Source organism: Rhodothermales bacterium (genome assembly GCA_039944855.1).
GTDB lineage: Bacteria > Bacteroidota > Rhodothermia > Rhodothermales > JANQRZ01 > JBBSMX01.
Genome location: JBDUXZ010000031.1, coordinates 156,594 through 174,892 on the forward strand (window position 1 = coordinate 156,594; position 18,299 = coordinate 174,892).

General features: G+C 67.4%; 9 protein-coding genes. All 9 read left to right on the top strand.

Translation table 11 applies throughout. From position 1 onward, the window contains the following. Nucleotide 1: 1 nt before the first annotated feature. Nucleotides 2-802 (top strand): Imm49 family immunity protein, encoded by an 801-nt coding sequence (locus ABJF88_16095; protein ID MEP0548459.1) that lies wholly within the window; start codon nucleotides 2-4, stop codon nucleotides 800-802. A gap of 51 nt (nucleotides 803-853) precedes the next feature. Then, nucleotides 854-2,206, top strand: a complete 1,353-nt coding sequence (locus ABJF88_16100; GenBank protein MEP0548460.1) for a hypothetical protein — start codon at nucleotides 854-856, stop codon at nucleotides 2,204-2,206. Between the two features lie 114 nt (nucleotides 2,207-2,320). Then, nucleotides 2,321-4,111, top strand: coding sequence for a type VI secretion system baseplate subunit TssF (tssF, locus tag ABJF88_16105; GenBank protein MEP0548461.1), 1,791 nt, complete (start codon nucleotides 2,321-2,323; stop codon nucleotides 4,109-4,111). Continuing rightward, nucleotides 4,108-5,148 carry a type VI secretion system baseplate subunit TssG gene (tssG, locus tag ABJF88_16110; protein MEP0548462.1) on the top strand — a complete coding sequence of 347 codons (1,041 nt, stop codon included), beginning with the start codon at nucleotides 4,108-4,110 and terminating at the stop codon, nucleotides 5,146-5,148. Before tssF ends, tssG begins: the two co-directional genes overlap by 4 nt. Nucleotides 5,149-5,159: 11 nt before the next feature. Then, entirely contained in the window at nucleotides 5,160-7,982 is a 2,823-nt protein-coding gene (tssH, locus tag ABJF88_16115; GenBank protein MEP0548463.1) for a type VI secretion system ATPase TssH, read from the top strand. 61 nt (nucleotides 7,983-8,043) lie between these two features. Beyond that, a complete protein-coding gene (locus ABJF88_16120; GenBank protein MEP0548464.1) occupies nucleotides 8,044-11,481 on the top strand; it encodes a type VI secretion system Vgr family protein in 3,438 nt (1,145 codons plus the stop codon). Nucleotides 11,482-11,663: 182 nt separating this feature from the next. Beyond that, nucleotides 11,664-15,137 (top strand): type VI secretion system tip protein VgrG, encoded by a 3,474-nt coding sequence (gene vgrG / locus ABJF88_16125; protein MEP0548465.1) that lies wholly within the window; start codon nucleotides 11,664-11,666, stop codon nucleotides 15,135-15,137. Nucleotides 15,138-15,182: 45 nt separating this feature from the next. Continuing rightward, a complete protein-coding gene (locus ABJF88_16130; protein MEP0548466.1) occupies nucleotides 15,183-15,512 on the top strand; it encodes a PAAR domain-containing protein in 330 nt (109 codons plus the stop codon). Between the two features lie 7 nt (nucleotides 15,513-15,519). Then, nucleotides 15,520-18,297, top strand: coding sequence for a DUF6531 domain-containing protein (locus ABJF88_16135; GenBank protein ID MEP0548467.1), 2,778 nt, complete (start codon nucleotides 15,520-15,522; stop codon nucleotides 18,295-18,297). Nucleotides 18,298-18,299 lie beyond the last annotated feature (2 nt).

The window sequence follows — 18,299 nt, forward strand, 5'->3', positions numbered from 1 at the left end:
CATGGATATCCGGGACGTACACACTGAGTTGATCCTCGAAGCGCAGTTCAGCTTCGCGGCGGTGACGGCCGAGCGCCCGGTCGCGGAGCGGGGCGGGGCGCTGGAGGAGGTGTCGTCGCACTTCCAGGGCCTCGCCCTCTGCCATCTGCTGGAGAACGCCGACGTCGCGCTGTTCCGCGAGAACCTCGTGCGCAGCGGCCACGCGCGCCGCTACTTCCTCCGCCGCAGCCGATCGGAGGGGAACGACGAAGACCGGCGCCTCGCGCTGAGCCGGACGGAAGCTTTCCTCGACGCCGCCGCCGCCGCCGACCTCCCGCTCGCGCGCGAGATCGCGACGCTGTCCGTCTCGACGTGGAATCCGGGCTGGGAATACGAGGACGATTTCTGCTACTACCGCATCCTGCAGACCCTCGTCCTCGAACCGGATGCGGCGCGCGAGCCGTCACTCGGCGCGCTCCTCGTCCGGTTCGAGCGCGCGCTCGAAGGGGCCGCGTCGTGGCGGCTCGCGCTCTGCGAAGCGCTCGTGGAGCGAGAGGGGCCGGGCTTCGACGAAGCGCTCCGGGGCTTCGTCGAGGCCGAGCAGGAGGCGAACGACGCGCGGCGGGACGCGCTCGAATCCTACGAGTTTCTCTTCTGGCCGCGCAGCTTCGTCTCGGTCGAAGCGCTCGCGCTCCTCCAACTCGCCGCCCTGCGCGGTATCGAGACAGCGGAGGCGTACCCGCTGTGCCCCGCCATCGCCCGCCTCGCCCCGACGGAGCACCGGTACCGCGACCTCTTCGCGGAGATCGAACGACTCCGGTAGCCGTTAGCGGACTCTCACGCCCCCCACCCCATGACGCAGAGCGGCCCTCCGTTGACCCCGGCCCAATCGGTCGCGCTCGACCTCTACGTCGAGCATCTCGAAGAGGCGGCGTTCCTCTACGAGCAGCGCCGCCACGGGCTGCTCGATGACCCCGATCTCGCGTGGATGGACCTCGCCGACACCGAAGACCGGCTCGAAGCGCACCTCGACGCCCTCGTGCTCGGCGGCGACTTGGCGCTCGCGCTCTGCCGGGAGCGAGTGGAGGAGGGCGATGCCGGGGAGCTGTACGCCGCGCTGTGCGTGTGCTGCCGTCAGCAACGGAAAGACCTGCTCGTCGCGGCGCTCGACAGCGTGGAGGCGGACGACGAGGAGCGGGTGCTGGCCGTGCGGGATGCGCTCGCCAGCGACCTGCCCGACGCATGGGCAGACACGTTGACCGATTGGCTGAGCCACGGCGACGTGTGGCGGCAGCGGGTCGTGGCCTACGTGATCGGCTCCCGCCGGATCGCCGTCGCGCCGCGCCTCGTCGCCGCGCTGCCGGAGGCGGCGCCGGACGCCGTGCCCGACCTCCTCCGGGCGCTCGGCCGGGTCGGCACCGACGCCGAGCGGAGCGCGATCTGGAGCTACGTGCGGCACGAGCACGCCGCCGTGCGCGAGGCGGCGACGCTCGCGCTGCTCCGCCTCGGCGGACAGGCGGCGGTGAAGCACGCGGCGGTACACATCCCGGCTCCCTGGGCGATGCTCCTGCTTGGCGTCAGCGGCGGGGCCGAGCACCGCGCCGCGATCCACGCGCACGCCGCCGCCGAGGGCGCGACGCCCGACGGCCTCCTCGCGCTCGGCCTCCTCGGCGATCCGCAGAGCGTGGCTCTGTTCCTCGACTCCCTTCAAGACCCGGCGCTCGCCGAGGCCGCCGCCCTCGCCCTCCACCTCCTCACCGGGGCCGACCTCGACGAAGACGTGTTCGTGCCCGAAGAGATCGACGAGGACGAGCTGTTCGACGACGAACTCGAAGCGTTCCGCCGAGGCGAGGTGCCGACCCGTCCCGACGGCGAACCATTCGGGACGACGCGCACCCGGCTATCGCAGGATCGGGAGGCGTGGGGAGCGTGGTGGGAGGGGCAGAAAGGACGGTTCCAATCCGGCCTCCGGTACCGGCTCGGCGAGCCGTGTACGCCGACGAGCGTCGTGCGCGCATTGGAGTCGAAAAGGATGCCGCGGAAGATGCGGCAACTGTTATCGGAAGAGCTTATAATCCGTTACAGCGCAGGGGCTTATTTCGAAGCTGATGCGGCGGTCGCTGCGCAGGGTCGAGGGCTCGGGGAGGCTAAACGGCAGGTGGCGCAGCACGACCCCCCGTTTCAGCCTGGACGGTGGTATCTCGCCGGCCGCCTCCTCACCGGCTAGCTGAGCATGCGGGCGCTAGTATTCTGGCATTCGCTAGGGCGGCTCGCCCTATTTTGACCTCGCTGTTTATACACGGCCTACGCCTCCCTTGACGCCCGAATTCGCCCAGTACGTATGAGCCAGCGACGCTACTTCGACGAGGAGATGCGCTACCTGCACGAGGCCGGGAAGGCATTCGCGCGCGTCCACCCCGAGCAGGCTCGCTACCTCAACATCGATAGCGTAACGGACCGCGATCCGTACGTCGAGCGGCTCTTCGAGGGGTTCGCCCTCCTCACCGGCCGCATCCGCGAGCAGCTCGACGACGAGCTGCCGCAGTACACCGAGGCGCTGTGCGAGATGCTCTTCCCGCACTTCCTCCGCCCGATCCCCTCGCTCGCGATGGTGTCCTTCCGCGGCCAGGCCGGGCGGCTCCGCGAGTCGGTCCGGCTGCCGCGCGGGACGGAGGTCCAGTCGACCCCCGTGGGCGAGGGCGTCACCTGCCGCTTCGTGACGACGCGCGACGTGGTCGTCCAGCCGTTCCAACTCGACGACGTCGCGCTCGCGTGGGCGCCCGACGGCACGTCGAGCGTGACGCTCACGCTTGGGCTCAGCGCGGGCGTGGCGCTCACGGACCTCGACCTCCGCTCGCTCCGGCTCTACTTCCACGCCGAGCCGGCGACGGCCGCGGCCATGCACTACTTCTTTACGCGCCGCGTGCGTGAGGTGACCGTGGAGTCCGGGCTTCCCAGTTGGATGACCGGCGAGTTCGCTCGCGGAGCCGAGACGGAGACGGAGGCGCTGACGCTGCGGGGGCAAGAGTGGATCCGGCCCGGCGGCCTCGACCCGAGCGAAGCCCTGCTGCCCCAGTCCGAACGGTCGTTCTCCGGGCTCCGGCTCGTACAGGAGATGCTCTGCTTCCGCCCGAAGTTCTGGTGCGTCGACGTGCTCGGCATCGACCGCTTCCAACCCAAATCCACCCCCGGCGCGCTCCGCATCACGGTCCGCTTCGACAAGGCGTTCCCGCAGCCGCAGCGCTTCGGGAACGAGCAAATCCGCCTATTCACGAGCCCCGTCATCAACCTGTTCGAGTCCGACGGCGAGCCCATCCGCGTGGACCACCGGAGCGCCGAGTACCGCGTCGTCCCCGATGCCCGCCACCGCACCGGCGTCGAGGTGTACGAGGTCCGGTCGGTGACGGGGATCGAGGACATGACGGGGCGGCGGCACGAGTACCGCTCCCTCCTCTCGCCCGAGCGCACGGTGGGAGGGCGGACGTACACCGCCGACACCGGCCGCGGCTTCACCGACCGGTACGAGTCGACGATCACGCTTCAGGGCATCGCCCCGACTCCGGACGGGCAGCTGCCCGTCGAGACGCTCTCGCTCGAGCTGCGCTGCACGAACGGGACGGTCCCGCGCGAGCACCTCCGTGAGCGCTCGCTCGCCAAGCTCGCCGCGCAGACGGTGCGCGGCATCGAGGTGGAGAACTTCACGCAGCCGACGCTCATCCGCTACCCGCCGACGGACCGGCAGACGGACTTCTACTGGATGATGCTCTCGCACTGGTCGTTGAACTACCAGTCGGCAGCGACGCCGCAGGCGCTCGCGGGCGTGCTCAGCCTCTACGACTGGACCGACTCCGAGGTGAACAAGCGGCAGATCGAGGGCATCCGCGCCGTGCGGTGGGCCCCGAAAGAGCGCGTCCACCGCGGCGCGGTGTTGCGCGGGAGCGAGGTCACCGTCGAGCTCGACGAGACGCGGTTCGCGGACATCGGCGGGGCGGCGCTTCTCGGCCTCGTGCTCAGCCGGTTCTTCGCCGCCTACGCCACGATCAACTCCTTCGTCCACCTCACGATCGTCATGCTGCCGTCGGGCGAGCGGATGACGTGGGCGCCCGAGACCGGCGAGCAGCCCGTGCTATGACCGACGACGCCCCCATCGCTGAGCCTGTGCCGACGCCGCCTCCGCAGGCGGCCGGCCCCGCCGTGCCCCAACGCGGCATCTACGCCGACCTGTTCAAGACGGGCTATCGGTTCGACTTCTTCCAGGCCGTCCGCCTCCTCGAAGCCTACTTCCCCAACGCGCCAGAGCCCGGCACGAGCGCGAACCCGGCCTCCGAGCGCGTACACTTCCGCCCCTACGCCGCTACGGTGTTCCCCTCCTCCGACGTGCGCTCTGTGACGCTCGGCGAAGACGGGGCCGACGTGATGGTCACGTTCATGGGGCTCTACGGCGTCGCCTCGCCCCTCCCGGTCTACCTCTACGAAGACCTCGCGACGGAGGCCGAGGACACGTTCCCGCTCCGGGACTTCCTCGACATCTTCAACCACCGGCTCTACAGCTACTTCTACCGCGCGTGGAAGAAGTACCGCCCCGGCGGGAGCGCGGCCGGCACCCGCAGCGGCGGGACGGACCGCTTCCTCGCGATCGCCGGGCTCGGGACGCCGGGCGCGCTCGCCGGCGCGCCGGTCTCGGTCGCCCGCCTCGCCGGGTTCGCCGGGCTCCTCAACCGCCGCGTCCGCAACGCCGAGGGGCTGCACACCCTGCTCTCGGCCTTCACCGAAGGGCTGCCGGTTGAGGTCGTCCAGAACGTCCCGCGCCGCGTCCGCGTGGCCGACCGGCCCGCGCTCGGTCGCGGTGCCACCGCCGCGACGCTCGGCGGCTCGGCCCTCGTCGGCGCGACCGTCTACGACGTGGGCGGGAAGTTCCGCGTCGCCCTCGGCCCGATGGGCATCCAAGACTTCGAAGCCTACCTCCCCGGCGGACCGAAGGCTGAGGCGCTCGACTGGCTCGTCCGCCTCTACGCCCCCGACTTCCTCGACTTCGACGTGCTCCTCAAGCTCGAAACGCAGCAAGTGTCTGCCCTCCGTCTCGGCGACCGGAACGCCCGGCTCGGCGAGAACACGTGGGTGGGCCGCGGGGAAGCCGTCCTCACCGAACGCATCGTCACCTACTCCTAACCTCTACGGCCATGATCTCAAAAGACCTCAAGAAGCTCCTCCAGAAGCTCAACGGCACCATGACGCGCGCGCTCGAAGCGGCGGCCGGGTTCAGCATTGCACGCGGCCACTACGAGGTCACGACGGAGCACGTCCTCGCCAAGCTGCTCGAAGCCGGCGACGGCGACCTCCCGCGCATCCTCGACCGCTTCGACGTGGACAACGGGAAGGTGTGGGAGGCGCTTATGAATCGGCTCGAAGGGTTCAAAACGGGCAACACCGGTCGCCCGGCATTCTCGCCCCTCATGCTCGACCTCATCGAGAAGGCGTGGGTGGCGGGCTCGGTCCACCACGGGGCGACGGAGCTCCGCTCGGGCTTCTTGCTCGAAGCGCTCCTCGAAGCCGAAGGGCTCCGGATGAGCGAGGTGCTCGACGCGCTCCAGCCGGTCAAGACGGAGGCGCTGCGCGAGGACTTCTACGAGATCGTCGCCGGCTCCGCCGAGAACCAGGCGTCCCACCGCGCGGGCGGGCCGCGGGCGTCGGGCCCCGGCAAGCCCGAGGGCGAGACCGCGCTCGACCTCTACACCGAGAACATCACGCAGAAGGCGCGCGACGGCAAGATCGACCCCGTGTTCGCGCGCGACAACGAGATCCGGCAGATGATCGACGTGCTCAGCCGGCGGCGCAAGAACAACCCGATCCTCGTCGGCGAGGCGGGCGTCGGCAAGTCCGCCGTGCTGGAGGGGTTCGCGCTCCGGCTCGCCGAGGGCGACGTGCCGGACAGCCTGAAGGAGGTGGAGATCGTCGCGCTCGACCTCGGGCTGCTGCAAGCCGGGGCCGGCGTCAAAGGCGAGTTCGAGAACCGGCTGAAGTCGGTGATCCAAGAAGTCAAAGAGGCCGCGAAGCCGACGATCCTCTTCATCGACGAGGCCCACACGCTCATCGGCGCGGGCGGCGCGGCGGGCACGGCCGACGCGGCCAACCTCCTCAAGCCCGCGCTCGCGCGCGGCGAGCTCCGCACCGTCGCCGCGACGACGTGGAGCGAATACAAGAAGTACATCGAGAAAGACCCGGCGCTCGAACGTCGCTTCCAGATGATCAAGGTCGACGAGCCCTCGGTCGACGACGCAGCGATCATGATGCGCGGCATCAAGGCGAAGTACGAGGACCACCACGACGTGCAGATCACCGACGCCGCCGCGCACGCCGCCGCGTCGCTCTCGGAGCGCTACATCACCGGCCGCCACCTCCCAGACAAGGCGGTCGACCTGATGGACACGGCGTCGGCCCGCGTCAAGATGAGCCAGTCCTCGAAGCCCGGCGCCGTGGACAACGTCGAGCGCCGCCTGCTCAACCTCGCCATCACCATGAAGGCGCTTCAGCGTGACCTCGACACGGGCCTCAACGACGACCAAGAGGGGCTCGACGCGCTCGAGATCGAACGCGGCGACCTCATCGCGCAGCGCGATGCGCTCATCTCCCGGTGGGAGCAAGAGCGCGACCTCGTCAAGCAGATCGAGGGCATTCGCCGACAGATCATGGAAGGCGTCGGCGGCGACGGCGCCTCGGCCGATCTCGGCGACCTCCGCGACGAACTGAACCGGCTCAAAGGCGAACTCGCCGTGATGCAGAAGGAGGAGGCCCTCGTCCACGCCGTCGTCAACGAGCACGTCGTCGCACAGATCATCGCGGACTGGACCGGCATCCCCGTCGGCAACATGGAGCAGGACGAGGCGCAGATGCTGCTCCAGCTCGAAGACCGGCTCCGCACAGCCATCAAGGGGCAGGACGAAGCGCTCGATCAAGTCGCCGACTCCATCCGCACGGCGAAGGCGGGCATGGGCAATCCCGACGCGCCGATCGCCGTGTTCCTTCTCGTCGGGCCGAGCGGGACGGGCAAGACCGAGACGGCGAAGCAACTCGCCGAGCTGATGTTCGGCGGCGAGCGGTTCCTCATCACCATCAACATGAGCGAGTACCAGGAGGCTCACACCGTCTCCTCGCTCAAGGGCTCGCCTCCCGGCTACGTCGGCTACGGCGAGGGCGGCGTGCTCACCGAGGCCGTCCGCCAGCGCCCGTACTCCGTCGTCCTCCTCGACGAGACGGAGAAGGCCCACCTCGACGTGATGGAGCTGTTCTATCAGGTGCTCGACAGCGGCTTCATGCGCGACGGCGAGGGCCGCGAGATCAACTTCAAGAACACGATCATCCTGATGACCTCGAATATCGGGAGCGAGACCGTCGTCGAGCTCGCGCGCGGGGCGGAACGGCCCGACGCCGACACGCTCCGCGCGGCGATCCACCCGCAACTCGTCGGGCACTTCCAGGCCGCGCTCCTCGCCCGGATGAAGGTGGTGCCGTTCTTCCCGCTCGACAAAGAGGCGATCTCGAAGATCACCCGGCTCAAGCTCAACAAGATCGGGAAGCGGCTGCGCAACACCCACGGCATGGCGTTCGAGTACGGCGACGAGGTCGTCGACCGCATCGCCGAGCGCTGCACGCAGGTGGACTCCGGCGCCCGCAACATCGACTTCATCATCGACCGGACGCTGCTCCCCGAGGCCTCGCGTGCGCTCCTCGCGCAGATGGCCGATGAGAAGGTGCCCGCCCGCCTCGAACTCGGCATCACCGAGCGCGGCGACTTCACCTACACCTTCGACGGCGTCCGCTACGGCGGCGCGGACGACGACGCGGACAGCGGCGCAGTCGACGGCGCGGGGGACGAGCCGGAGGTCGCGATCGCGGAAGAGCTCGTGCCCGACGGCAAGGCTGACGCTGCCGTGCCGCCCTCGTCAGGCGACGGCGAGGTCGGAGAAGCCGGCGAGCCCGAGCGGCCCGAGACCCCGGCCGAGTAGCACCGGCTCAGGGCGTCGATCGCTCTTCGTTTTTCTGCAATACTAGCTAGTCCAGAAGCCCATGGCTGTCCCGACCTTTTCGCTAACCGTCACTCCAACCGCCGGCACCGCGACTGTTTTCTCGGACATAACGGGGGACAATGGGCGCATCGAGTCGTTTGTAGGAGAAGATCATATTTCGAAGCTGTTTGAGTACCGGCTCAAACTCCAGTACACCTATGCCGTGGTAGCGGGGGAGCCGCCGCCCATCGACTTCAGCAAACTGGTCAACCAGAGCGCTACGCTCACGATGGTTCAGCAGGCTCTCAACGTCAAGGCCGTAGGGAATACGCCAGCGGAGTACGTCCCGACGACGGTGAACATCGAGGGCGTGCTGTCGAGCTTCTGCGTGACCAAGAAGGTCAGCGATGGCGTCCTCGCCTGCGAGGCCGTGCTCGTCCCGACGCTGTGGCGGCTCGGGATGTCGCGCGGCAGCCGGGTGTTTCAGAACCTCACCACGCAGGCGATCGTCACGCAGATTCTCAATCAGGCCGGACTCACGAACTACGAGTTCAGGTTGAGCGCTTCCGCCTATCCGACGAGGGAGTTTTGCATGCAATACCAGGAGTCCGACCTGGACTTCGTCCAGCGCCTGCTCGAATACGAGGGGATCTTCTATTTCTTCGAAGGCGGGAAGCTGGTCTTCGCCGACGGTAAGACGCTGCCGCCGGTGGCAGATCGGGGAGGTGTGTGGTTCTTCGAACCGAGTGGGGCGATGACCCCGACGGACGACCAGGTGTACAGCTTCATCTACAGCGAGCAAGTCGTCCCCCATACCGTCACGGTGCAGGATCACGACTTCGAGTCGTTTCTGAGCGAGGACGACAGCCAATCGGGTACGGATGTCAACGCGAGCGGGGAGACGCATGCTCGGGTGGGCACCCACCGGGAGCACGGCCGCTTCGTCGTTAGCAAGCGGAATTGGGTAGCCAAGCAGAGCGGAGACCCCAACGGCAAGCTCAGCACGGAGTCCGGGAGCACGATCACGACCCGCGATACCGAGCTAACGCGCCTCGCTCGGATCCGTGCTGAGGAGCTGGAAGCGCAACGGAAGACGGCCACGGCGAAGTCGACGATCTCGCGCATCCAGCCGGGGCACGTCATCGGACTCACCGACCACTTCCTCTTCGACGATTCGTATCTCATCACCAGCGTCTGCCACAGCTACGAAGCCGGGGCGTACAAGAACGGGTTCACGTGCCTCGCCTCGGCGGTGCAGTTCCGGCCCTCCCGGAGCACCCCGATCCCCCGCGTGCCCGGCATCATGACGGCGAAGGTGAAGGGGTCCGACCCCAACAACGACGACGCCGAGCCGCACATCGACGACGAGGGGCGCTACCGGGTTCGGTTTCCGTTCGATCCCAACGCCGCGTCGGCGGCCGAGCCGTCCCGCCCCGTCCGTCTCGCGCAGCCCTACGCCGGCAAGGATTACGGGATGCACTTCCCCAACCGCGGTGAGGTCGAGATGGTCGTCGCGTGCCTCGACGGGGACCCCGACCGCCCCCTCGGGCTCTCCGTCATCCCGACCCCGTGGAAGCACGCGCCCGTCCCGAACTCCAAGCACGGACTCCGTACGCAGAACCCCTGGACGGGGTCGGCGGCGGGGTCGGCGGCGGGGATAGACCGGGAGGCGGCCATTTCCAAAGCGGGGGAGGCGGCGAAGGAGGCGGCCATCACGGCAGGGCAGACGGAGGTCCAAGCTGAGGCAGCGGCCGAAGCAGCGAGGACGACCACTAGGCAACAACTGGAATCGGCGGCGGCGTCCGACGCGACAGCGACGGCAGCGGCGGGACAGACGGAGGCTGCCTTCCCCTTCTTCGGGACGAAGAGCGTGATCCGGACGCAGCTCGGCCACCAACTCGTCATGGACGACGCCGACGGCGGAGCGAACGTCGGCGTCACGTTGCAGGTGGGGAAGAAGGACAACGCCACCGGGCGCAACGTGTACTGGAACAGCCGGATCGACATGGGCGGCTACCGACACCTGAGCGGGCTGGAAAAGACGCTCGGCATCATCAGCACGGCCGTCGGCTATTTCCGGTCCGCCTTCACCCGCGATTTCCCGGGGATGGCCTCCGAAGCGTTGGGGATCATCGCTTCGCAGGTAACGACGGACGACTACGTCGACGACACGTTCGGGAATACGACGCCCGTGGGGATCAGCATCTCCACCGACAAGGACGTGAACGTCAAAGGCGGTGGCGGGGTGAACATCACCTCGCCCAACCTCTTCGGCATGTTCAGCAGCAGCCTCGTCGGCGACGACTCCAGCGAGAAAGAAGGGCAGTATCGGGCCGAGGCGATCTCGAAGTTTTTGGTCAACCTCATCTGGCAGGAAGTGATCAACGGCACCGCTGACGAGCTGATGGAGACGAGGGAGGACGAGAAGGCATACAAGAACAATCCCCGCGTCAATCCCAAGGTGAAAGCTGCGTTCAAGTGGAGGGAGAACTTCAAAGAGCAACGAGTCAGCGCGCTGCTCTTCACCCTCCTCCAGCGCACCGGGGTCAACATTTTCTCAGCGGGGGAGCTGAAGATGGCCTCGCTCCAGAGCACGTCCGTCGCTGCAGGGCAAGGGGGGCTCGCGCTGAAGTCCTTCGGCGATATCGAGCAGAAAGCGGACCTCGGGATAGAGCTAAGCTCGCACCAGGGGATCAAGCTCACGACAAAAGGCCGCCCCTACAAAGGCAAGGGCGTGTTCAAGGTGCTCGGCAAACTAGGAGGGGCGGTGGCGAATCCGGCCATCGCGGCAGGGCTGAAGAAAGCCCAAGCCATGCTGAACAAGGGGCAGACAAAGCTCTCCAACCTCGGGTTCGACGAGAGTGAGATGTTCAGCATCGAGCTCAACAATGACAACGGGGACATCCTACTCCACACCGGCGGGCCAAAGCAGAAGGGAGAAGGGGACATCATGGCCCATGTGGAAGGGAAAGGCGATCTCAAGGCCTTCGCGAACGATGGGCAGGTTCACCTGTGGTCCGGCAAAGATGGATCGGAGGGAGGCATCGTGATGGAAGTCGGGCCAAGGAAAAAGTCGGATGAGAATAAGCGTCTGGCCACGGATGTATTTGGCTCGCGGATTAGCCAAACCGACAAGGTCGCCGAGGTATTTGCTAAAGAGAAGGTGCGTATTAGTACAGATGATTTCGTCCGGGGTAAGTCATACGTGGAAATAGATAAGGGAGATCAGATCGAGATCAAGTGCGGGCAGTCCAGCATTGTGCTGAAGAAGAATGGAGACATCACCCTGGAAGGGAATAACATCACGCTCAAGGGTAAGAAGAAGGTGACGATTGACGGGACGGATGTGTTGTCGAAGGCGAAGAAAACGATGGCTATTTCGGGGATGAAAGTGAGCGTGGATGCGAAAACGCAGGCGACGTTGAAAGGCAAGGTCGCCGTCGCAGTCGACGGGGCGATAGCGCAGGTGAAGGGGAAGATGGTCAAGGTCGGCTCGTAACCAAACACGTCACTCTTACAAGTCCCCACTGCTATGCTGAATCGCGCCGCCCAACTCGCTCGAAACGCTAGGCCCGGCCCGCCCCTCCTCCGTCCGAGGAGGGCGAGGCCGGGTGAACCAGTCCGTCGTCATACGTACGTCCTCCTGCTCCATCTCTCGCGTCCTTAGAACCCCACACCCGTATGCCACTGGACATCTCGTACTCGTTCACGGTGACGCCCCCGGCGGCGCCCCCAGGCGAAAGCCTCTCGAAAGCGGCCCAAGCGGCGGCCGACAAGCTCACGTCCTCGACGTTCACCGTGCTCTCGTTCGAAGGAGAGGAGCGGATGTCGAGCCTGTTCCGCTTCGAGATCGAGGTGTTCTCCAAGGAGACCGACTTCCCGCTCGAGGAGCTCGTCGGGCTGGCAGCGACGTTCAAGCACACCATCGACAAGACGAAGCATAGCTACGTCCATGGCGTCGTCGCGGACATCAGGCAGGAGCGCGGGTGGTATCAGGACGTGGAGGGGAAGTCTGTGGTGGGGGGCGCCTACTACCGGGTGGTCCTGGTACCGCAGCTGTGGAAGCTCGGCCTCCGCTTCCGTAGCCGCGTCTTCCAGAATCTTACGATCGATGATCTCTTGAAGGAGGTCTTGCAGGGGGCGGGGTTGCGAGAGAAAGTCAGCTATCAACTCAACCTCCGCGATACCTACGAGCCCAAGCAGTTCTGTGTGCAATACCGAGAAACCGATCTCCAGTTTATCCAGCGGACGATGGAGGAGACGGGGCTCTACTACTTCTTCGACCACACCGGGACTTCGGACCTCCTCGTTATTACGGACGACCGCCGGGAGGAATTGCTCCTTGACGGGACCCGGGTCGAGACGGCCAGTACGGCCTCCGCTGCGTCGCTTCCCGCGCCGGTCCCTTACGATCAGACCGGCGGGCTCTCCGCGGATGCCCCACGTATCGCCGAACTCGTCGCCCGGCAGTCCGTCATCCCCAAGCTTGTGATCGTGCGCGACATCAACTTCGAGGACTATGCGGACGTCGACGAGGCCGGCTGCATGGAAGAGAAGGGGCTCATCACCGTGTTCGACAAGGCGACCCTCCCGGCCGAGGACCACGTCCACTACGAGCACGGGCACTTCTTCACTGGCGAGCGCAGCGGGGTCGAGCCTAAGACCACGACGGGGGAGACGAGCGACGCCGCCACTCGACGGCAGGCTCTGCTCAAGCGGCTGGCCCGGCGGCGGTACGAGGAGTTCCAGTGCGAGCGGTTCGTCCTCGTCGGCCGGGGGAATCACCCCGCCTTCCGAAACGGCCACCACTACGAACTCAGCGCCCACTACCGGGGGAGTTGGAACGGCCAGTTGTACCGGCTCACCCGGGTGCGGCACCGTGGCTGGGCCACGACCCTCTATAACGAGGCGCGTACGGCTCCCCCCTACGAGAACGAGTTCGAGGCAATCCCTTCCACCATCCAGTTCCGCCCGAAGCGGACCACGCCGGTCCCGAAGGCGCCCGGCGTCATGACCGCCCGCATCGAGGCGTCCGAGGTGGCCCGGACCGCTGCGGAGGACGCCAGCAGTCCCTTCGCGGCCGACATCGACGCCGAGGGCCGCTACGTCGTCCGCCTCCCGTTCGACCGCCGGCCCGACACGACCAGCCAGGAGGGGACGGGATCGCGCCGAGTGCGCATGGCGCAGCCGTACGCGGGACCCGATCACGGTCTCCACTTCCCGAATCCGCCGGCCGCCGAGATGCTGCTCGGGTTCCTCGACGGGGACGTGGACAAGCTCGTTGGGCTCTCCGCGTTGCCGGACCCGTGGAACCACTCGCCGGTCCCGAACGAGGCCCTCTCGACGAGGACGCAGAACGCGGCGGAGGAGACGCCGCTCGTCGCCCCCTCGCCGATCATGTTCGGCGACACGAAGAACGTGATCCGCTCGCGCGTGGGCCACCAGTTCATCATGGACGACGGGAACGCCGGGGAGAACGTAGGCATCACCTTGGAGACCGGAAACAAGGTGTCGAGTTCGGGGATCCGGCCGCTGAACCTGTACTGGAACAGCCGGATCGACATGGGCGGCTACCGCCAGCGCGACTTCTTCGAGCAACACCTCGGCAATATCTCGCACGTGTGGAACTGGGCCAAGTTTTTCCGCGAGCCCTCCGTCCCCGAGTTCATGGGGATTGCCCTCACGGAAATGGCTACCATGCTCAGCTTCGGGCCGAGCCCGGAGGACTGGGCCGGCGAGACGTTCGGCAACACGACCCGCGTCGGCATCGAGATGAACACGGACGAGTCCATCAAGCTGATGGGCCAGAACGGCGTCGAGATCGTGATGCCGAACGTGTTTGGCTTCTGGGGGGGCGGGACCGTGCCCGGTATGGACACGCAGGGTTCGCACCGGCTCGGCTGGGCCATTACGGACTTCCTGATCAGTGCGCTCTACGAAGACGCGATTAAGGCAACCGTAGATAAGGTCAAGGATGGGAGGAAGGCAGCCGAGGGGAAGGTGGGGACGGCGGCGCGCAGCGCGAGGGCGGCCGAGTGGATAAAGCACGAGGAGTACAAACAGAAAAAACGGTTACAACTGGTGGGTAACATCGTCAAGTCTGCGCTTGGCGCTCCCAGCCTCGACCTCAAGTCGGCCGGCGATGTTCAGGTGATGGCGTTCGACACGACGAAGATCGGCGGCGGCCACGGCGGCATCGAGGTGGTTTCCAACGCCGACGTCACGCAGATGGCCGGGCTCGACTACACGGTAGAGGCCGCGCAGGGGATCAGTCTAAAGGCGAAAGGAGAGCCTGTGGGGCGGCCCGGTATCCTCAACGCGATCCCCAAAATGTTTTCGGAACTCGGGGTCCCAGCTCCGCCAGGGGTCAAGGTCAATCCGGGCGGCTCCATCATGCCGGAGCCGACGGATTGCAAGATCGAGATCGAGAACGAGAACGAGGACGTCCAGATCATCGCCGGCGGCAAGGACGACGGCGCACGGAAGAAGAAGATCTCCCTCCTCTCCCGGCACGGGGACATCGAGCAGATCGCCGGCTCCACCGTGCGCGTGCAGATCGCGACGTGGGATGAGAAGAAGGGGGAGTATAAGTACGAGCATGATCACCCGTTCTTCGAACTTCGCAAGGGCGAACTCATCCTCAAATGTGGAAGCTCGGCGATCAAGCTCGAGGCCGACGGCACCATCACGCTCCAGGGGAAGAAGGTGCAGATCGCCAGCAAAGAGACCAGTCTTGTCTCGACAAAAGACATCACTCTGCGGTCGATGCAGGGTAAAGTCAACCTCTCGGTGGACTCGCCTTCGGGGCCGCCCCCGGACGACAGCGGCATCAAACAGGCGTCTATGGATTATGCAGACGCAGCCGGCAAGCAAACAGGCGTGGAGGCCGCTCTGCGGAAATACAACGCCGAGTTCGATAAGTATGAGACGCAGGTGTTCATGCAGAAGCAGCCCTCGTCCTCCGTCGAGGTCTCGGCGACCGACGTCAAGGTCACGGGGAAGATGGGCATCAAGATGGACTGCGTGAACTTCGAATCCGAGGCGAAGATGAAGCAGGAACTGAAGGGCAATATGCTGACCATCGACGGAAAGATGACCGACGTGAAAGGGCAGATGACGATCGTGAAGGGGAGTCTCATCAAGATCGGCTCCTAGCCCCCATACCACCTCTACAACCCTCCCCGGGAACCCGCTCTCACCATGCCGAAACCCGCCGCCCAACTCGCCGACAACGCCACGCACGGCCCGCCCCTCCTCGGCGCCGGCCAGCCGACGGTCCTCATCTCGAACCGCCCCGCGTGGTGCGTCGGCGACCAGCACACGTGCCCGATCCCGAACGCGCCGCCGCCCGTCGGGCCGGGGACGCCGCACGGGCCGGGCGTCACCGCGCCGCCGGGCGCCATCACCGTCCTCATCAACAACAAGCCTGCCGCCGGGCTCGGCGACCAAGTGATGGAGCCGGGGGCGATCGTGCCGCTGCCGCCTCCGAACCCGATCGTGATGGGCGCACCGACCGTGCTTGTGGGCTGAGAATGCTATGACGCTGCGCGCCGACATCGCCACGGGGGAAACCTCGCTCGACCGGACGGACCTCCGGCTGGGCGGGGCGCTCCCGCTCGTGCTGGCGCGGCAGTACCGTAGCAGCGCGCCGGCCGGCATCTTCGGCGTCGGCTGGCGGCACGGGCTGGACCGGACGCTCCGCGTCATGGCCGACCGCATCGTCTATCGCGAGGGATCGGGGCGGGAGGTCGTGTTCGCACCGGTGGCCGTGGGGATGGAAGTGCGGCACCCAGAAGGGCTCACGCTCCAGCACCACGCCGACGTGTGGGTGGTGTTCGCCTCGCCGCTCGCGCAGGAGGTGTTTCGTAAGAGGACAGGCGGGGATGCGTTGCCGCTGGAGCGCATCGTGGACCCGAACGGCAACCGGATCAAGCTGGGCTATGCGGGCGGGCGGCTCGCCGAGATCAGCGGCTCGGGCGGGCAGCGGATCCGCTTTACGTACGCGGGCGGCGTCGTGGGGCAGATCGTGGTCGTCGGTGCGGACGGACGGGCGAGCGCGGTGCGGACGTTCCGCTACGGCGCGGGCAACACCCTCGTCGCCGAGACCGACGCGGCGGGACGGACGACGGAGTACGCCTATCAGGACGGTCTGCTCGTCCGTGCTGGCCCGTGGCTCGCGCAGTACGGCAGCGACCGCCGCTGCCTCGCCGTGTGGCGCTCCGACGGCACCGCCGCGACGCACCTCGCCTACGACCTCCTCCGGCAGACGACACGTGCTGTGGGCCTCGACGGACGGCAGACGCTCTACCGCCACGCGCCCGGCACGAACGGGCAGGTCGTGCTCGAACGGCTCGATACCGGAAACGAAAGCCTCAACTACTACTACGACGAGGCGCAGCAACTCATCGGCCACTCCGACCCGGGCGGGACCGTCGTCACGTTCCAGCGGCTCGACCCGGCGAAGGGCGAGCGCTTTCAGATCGACTACGAGGACCGGTTCTCAAACGCGACGCTCGGGCCGGGCGGTCTCGTCGAAGCGATGGACGGGCCTGGCGAGGGCGTCTTCGCCTTCGGCTACGACGAGCGGTTCAGCCTCACCCAACTCACGACGCCGCTCGGCGCGACGTGGAGGTTCGAGCGCGACGGGAAAGGGCGCGCCTCGGCGATCGTCAGTCCGGCCGGGCGGCGCATCGCACTCCGTCGCGAAGGCGCGGCGCTGCTCGTGGAGGGCGAAGAGGGGCTCCGGCTCCGGCTTACCTCCGACCTCTTCGGCCGCGTCGCCGCCCGCACCGACCGGCTCGGCCGCGAGCAGCGCTTCCGTTATGACGCCGAAGGCCGGCTGATCGGCGTGGCCGTCGGCGACGGGTACAGCGTGGCGTGGGACTACGACGGGGCCGGTCGGCTCACGCGGATCGTAGACGCCGAGCGCGTCGAGGTCCGCCGGACGCACGACGCGGCGGGTCGCGTGCTCACGGCCGAAGCGGGACGCGGAGGGGTGCGCTTTGCCTACGATTTAGCCGGACGCATCAGCGCGGCCGAGGGGGCCGGCGGGAAGGTCGGGTTCGCGTACGACGAGCAGGACCGCCTCGTTCGCGCCGAAGGGCCGGGCGGGACGATGACTTACGACTACGATGGAGACGGCGTCGCGGTGACGACCGGCGACCGGCGCGCGGTCTACAGCGCGCACGGCGAGCCGCTCGAAGAGCACGCGGCCGACGGCAGCGCCCGGCGATTCCAGTATGGCGCGACCGGCGAGCTGCTCGCCGTCGAGCACGAGGCGGAAGACGAGACCACGACGTTGCTCTTCGACTACGACGATGACGGACGGTTGATCGGCGCGGAGCGCGGGGACGCGGCGGCCACGTTCGGCTACGACCCCGACGGCCTGCTGACGACGGTCGAAACCGGTGGCCGCACGTTCCGCCTTGAACACGATACCCGCCTTCGCCCCGCGCTGCTCCGCGTCGGCGAGACGGCGTATCGCTTCACCTTCGACGACGGCGACCGGCTGACGGCTTTCGCGCGCGACGGGGAAGGTCGCAGCGCACCCGATTCCTCGGGCGGGGACTCCGCGCCGGCATCGGATGAGACGCTGCCCTTCGCCTCGGTCACCCCGTACGCCCCGCAGCCCGACAGTCCGCAGCCCGCCGTTCCGCCGCCGGCCTCGTGCACATTCCAGTACGACGCGCTCGACCGGTGCACGTCGTTCCGCACCGGCGACGGCGCCGAGCAGCGCACGACGGTCGGCGGCGTGGATCGGGTGCCGGTGGGGGACGGGCTCGCCTTCGTCGTCGCCCCACGCGGGCTCGCGCTCGTGTTGGAGACCGATGCCCTCGTCCTTCCGCTGTGGGGAGGCGAAGAGATGAGGTTGCCCCGGCTCGCCCTCGACGCGCGGATCGTCCGGGCGCTCGTTCGCGGACCGGAAGCGGCGCTCGTATCGCCGAACACCCAGCCGGGTCCGCCGGTCGAGCGGTGGCAGACGCTCGCCCGCGCCGAGGGCTTCGAGACCGGCGTGCCGAGCGCGACGGCGCTCGGGCTTCCGTGGCCCACGCTCGACGTGTTCGCCCTCGCCCGCGACCGCTACGATCCGCACTTTGCACGGCGGCTTGCGGGCTCGCTCCCGCACCATCAGCCCGACACTGCCCGCGCGCCCGACGACGCGCTCACCGGCTCGCATCGGACCGGCGTGCTGCACCCGCCGGTGTGGGCCGAGCGCGCACACGGCCGCCATCTCGCCTCCGCGCTGCTCGCCCCGCCTGGCGGCGTCCCCGATACCCTCGCGCTTCGGCTCTACCGGACGCTCACCCGCCCCTGACA

Bases quoted from the DNA above. Each gene is read 5' to 3' on its own strand.
- ABJF88_16095 (MEP0548459.1), top strand. From the start codon at position 2: ATGGATATCCGGGACGTACACACTGAGTTGATCCTCGAAGCGCAGTTC.
- tssF (MEP0548461.1), top strand. From the start codon at position 2,321: ATGAGCCAGCGACGCTACTTCGACGAGGAGATGCGCTACCTGCACGAG.
- tssG (MEP0548462.1), top strand. From the start codon at position 4,108: ATGACCGACGACGCCCCCATCGCTGAGCCTGTGCCGACGCCGCCTCCG.
- tssH (MEP0548463.1), top strand. From the start codon at position 5,160: ATGATCTCAAAAGACCTCAAGAAGCTCCTCCAGAAGCTCAACGGCACC.
- ABJF88_16120 (MEP0548464.1), top strand. From the start codon at position 8,044: ATGGCTGTCCCGACCTTTTCGCTAACCGTCACTCCAACCGCCGGCACC.
- vgrG (MEP0548465.1), top strand. From the start codon at position 11,664: ATGCCACTGGACATCTCGTACTCGTTCACGGTGACGCCCCCGGCGGCG.
- ABJF88_16130 (MEP0548466.1), top strand. From the start codon at position 15,183: ATGCCGAAACCCGCCGCCCAACTCGCCGACAACGCCACGCACGGCCCG.
- ABJF88_16135 (MEP0548467.1), top strand. From the start codon at position 15,520: ATGACGCTGCGCGCCGACATCGCCACGGGGGAAACCTCGCTCGACCGG.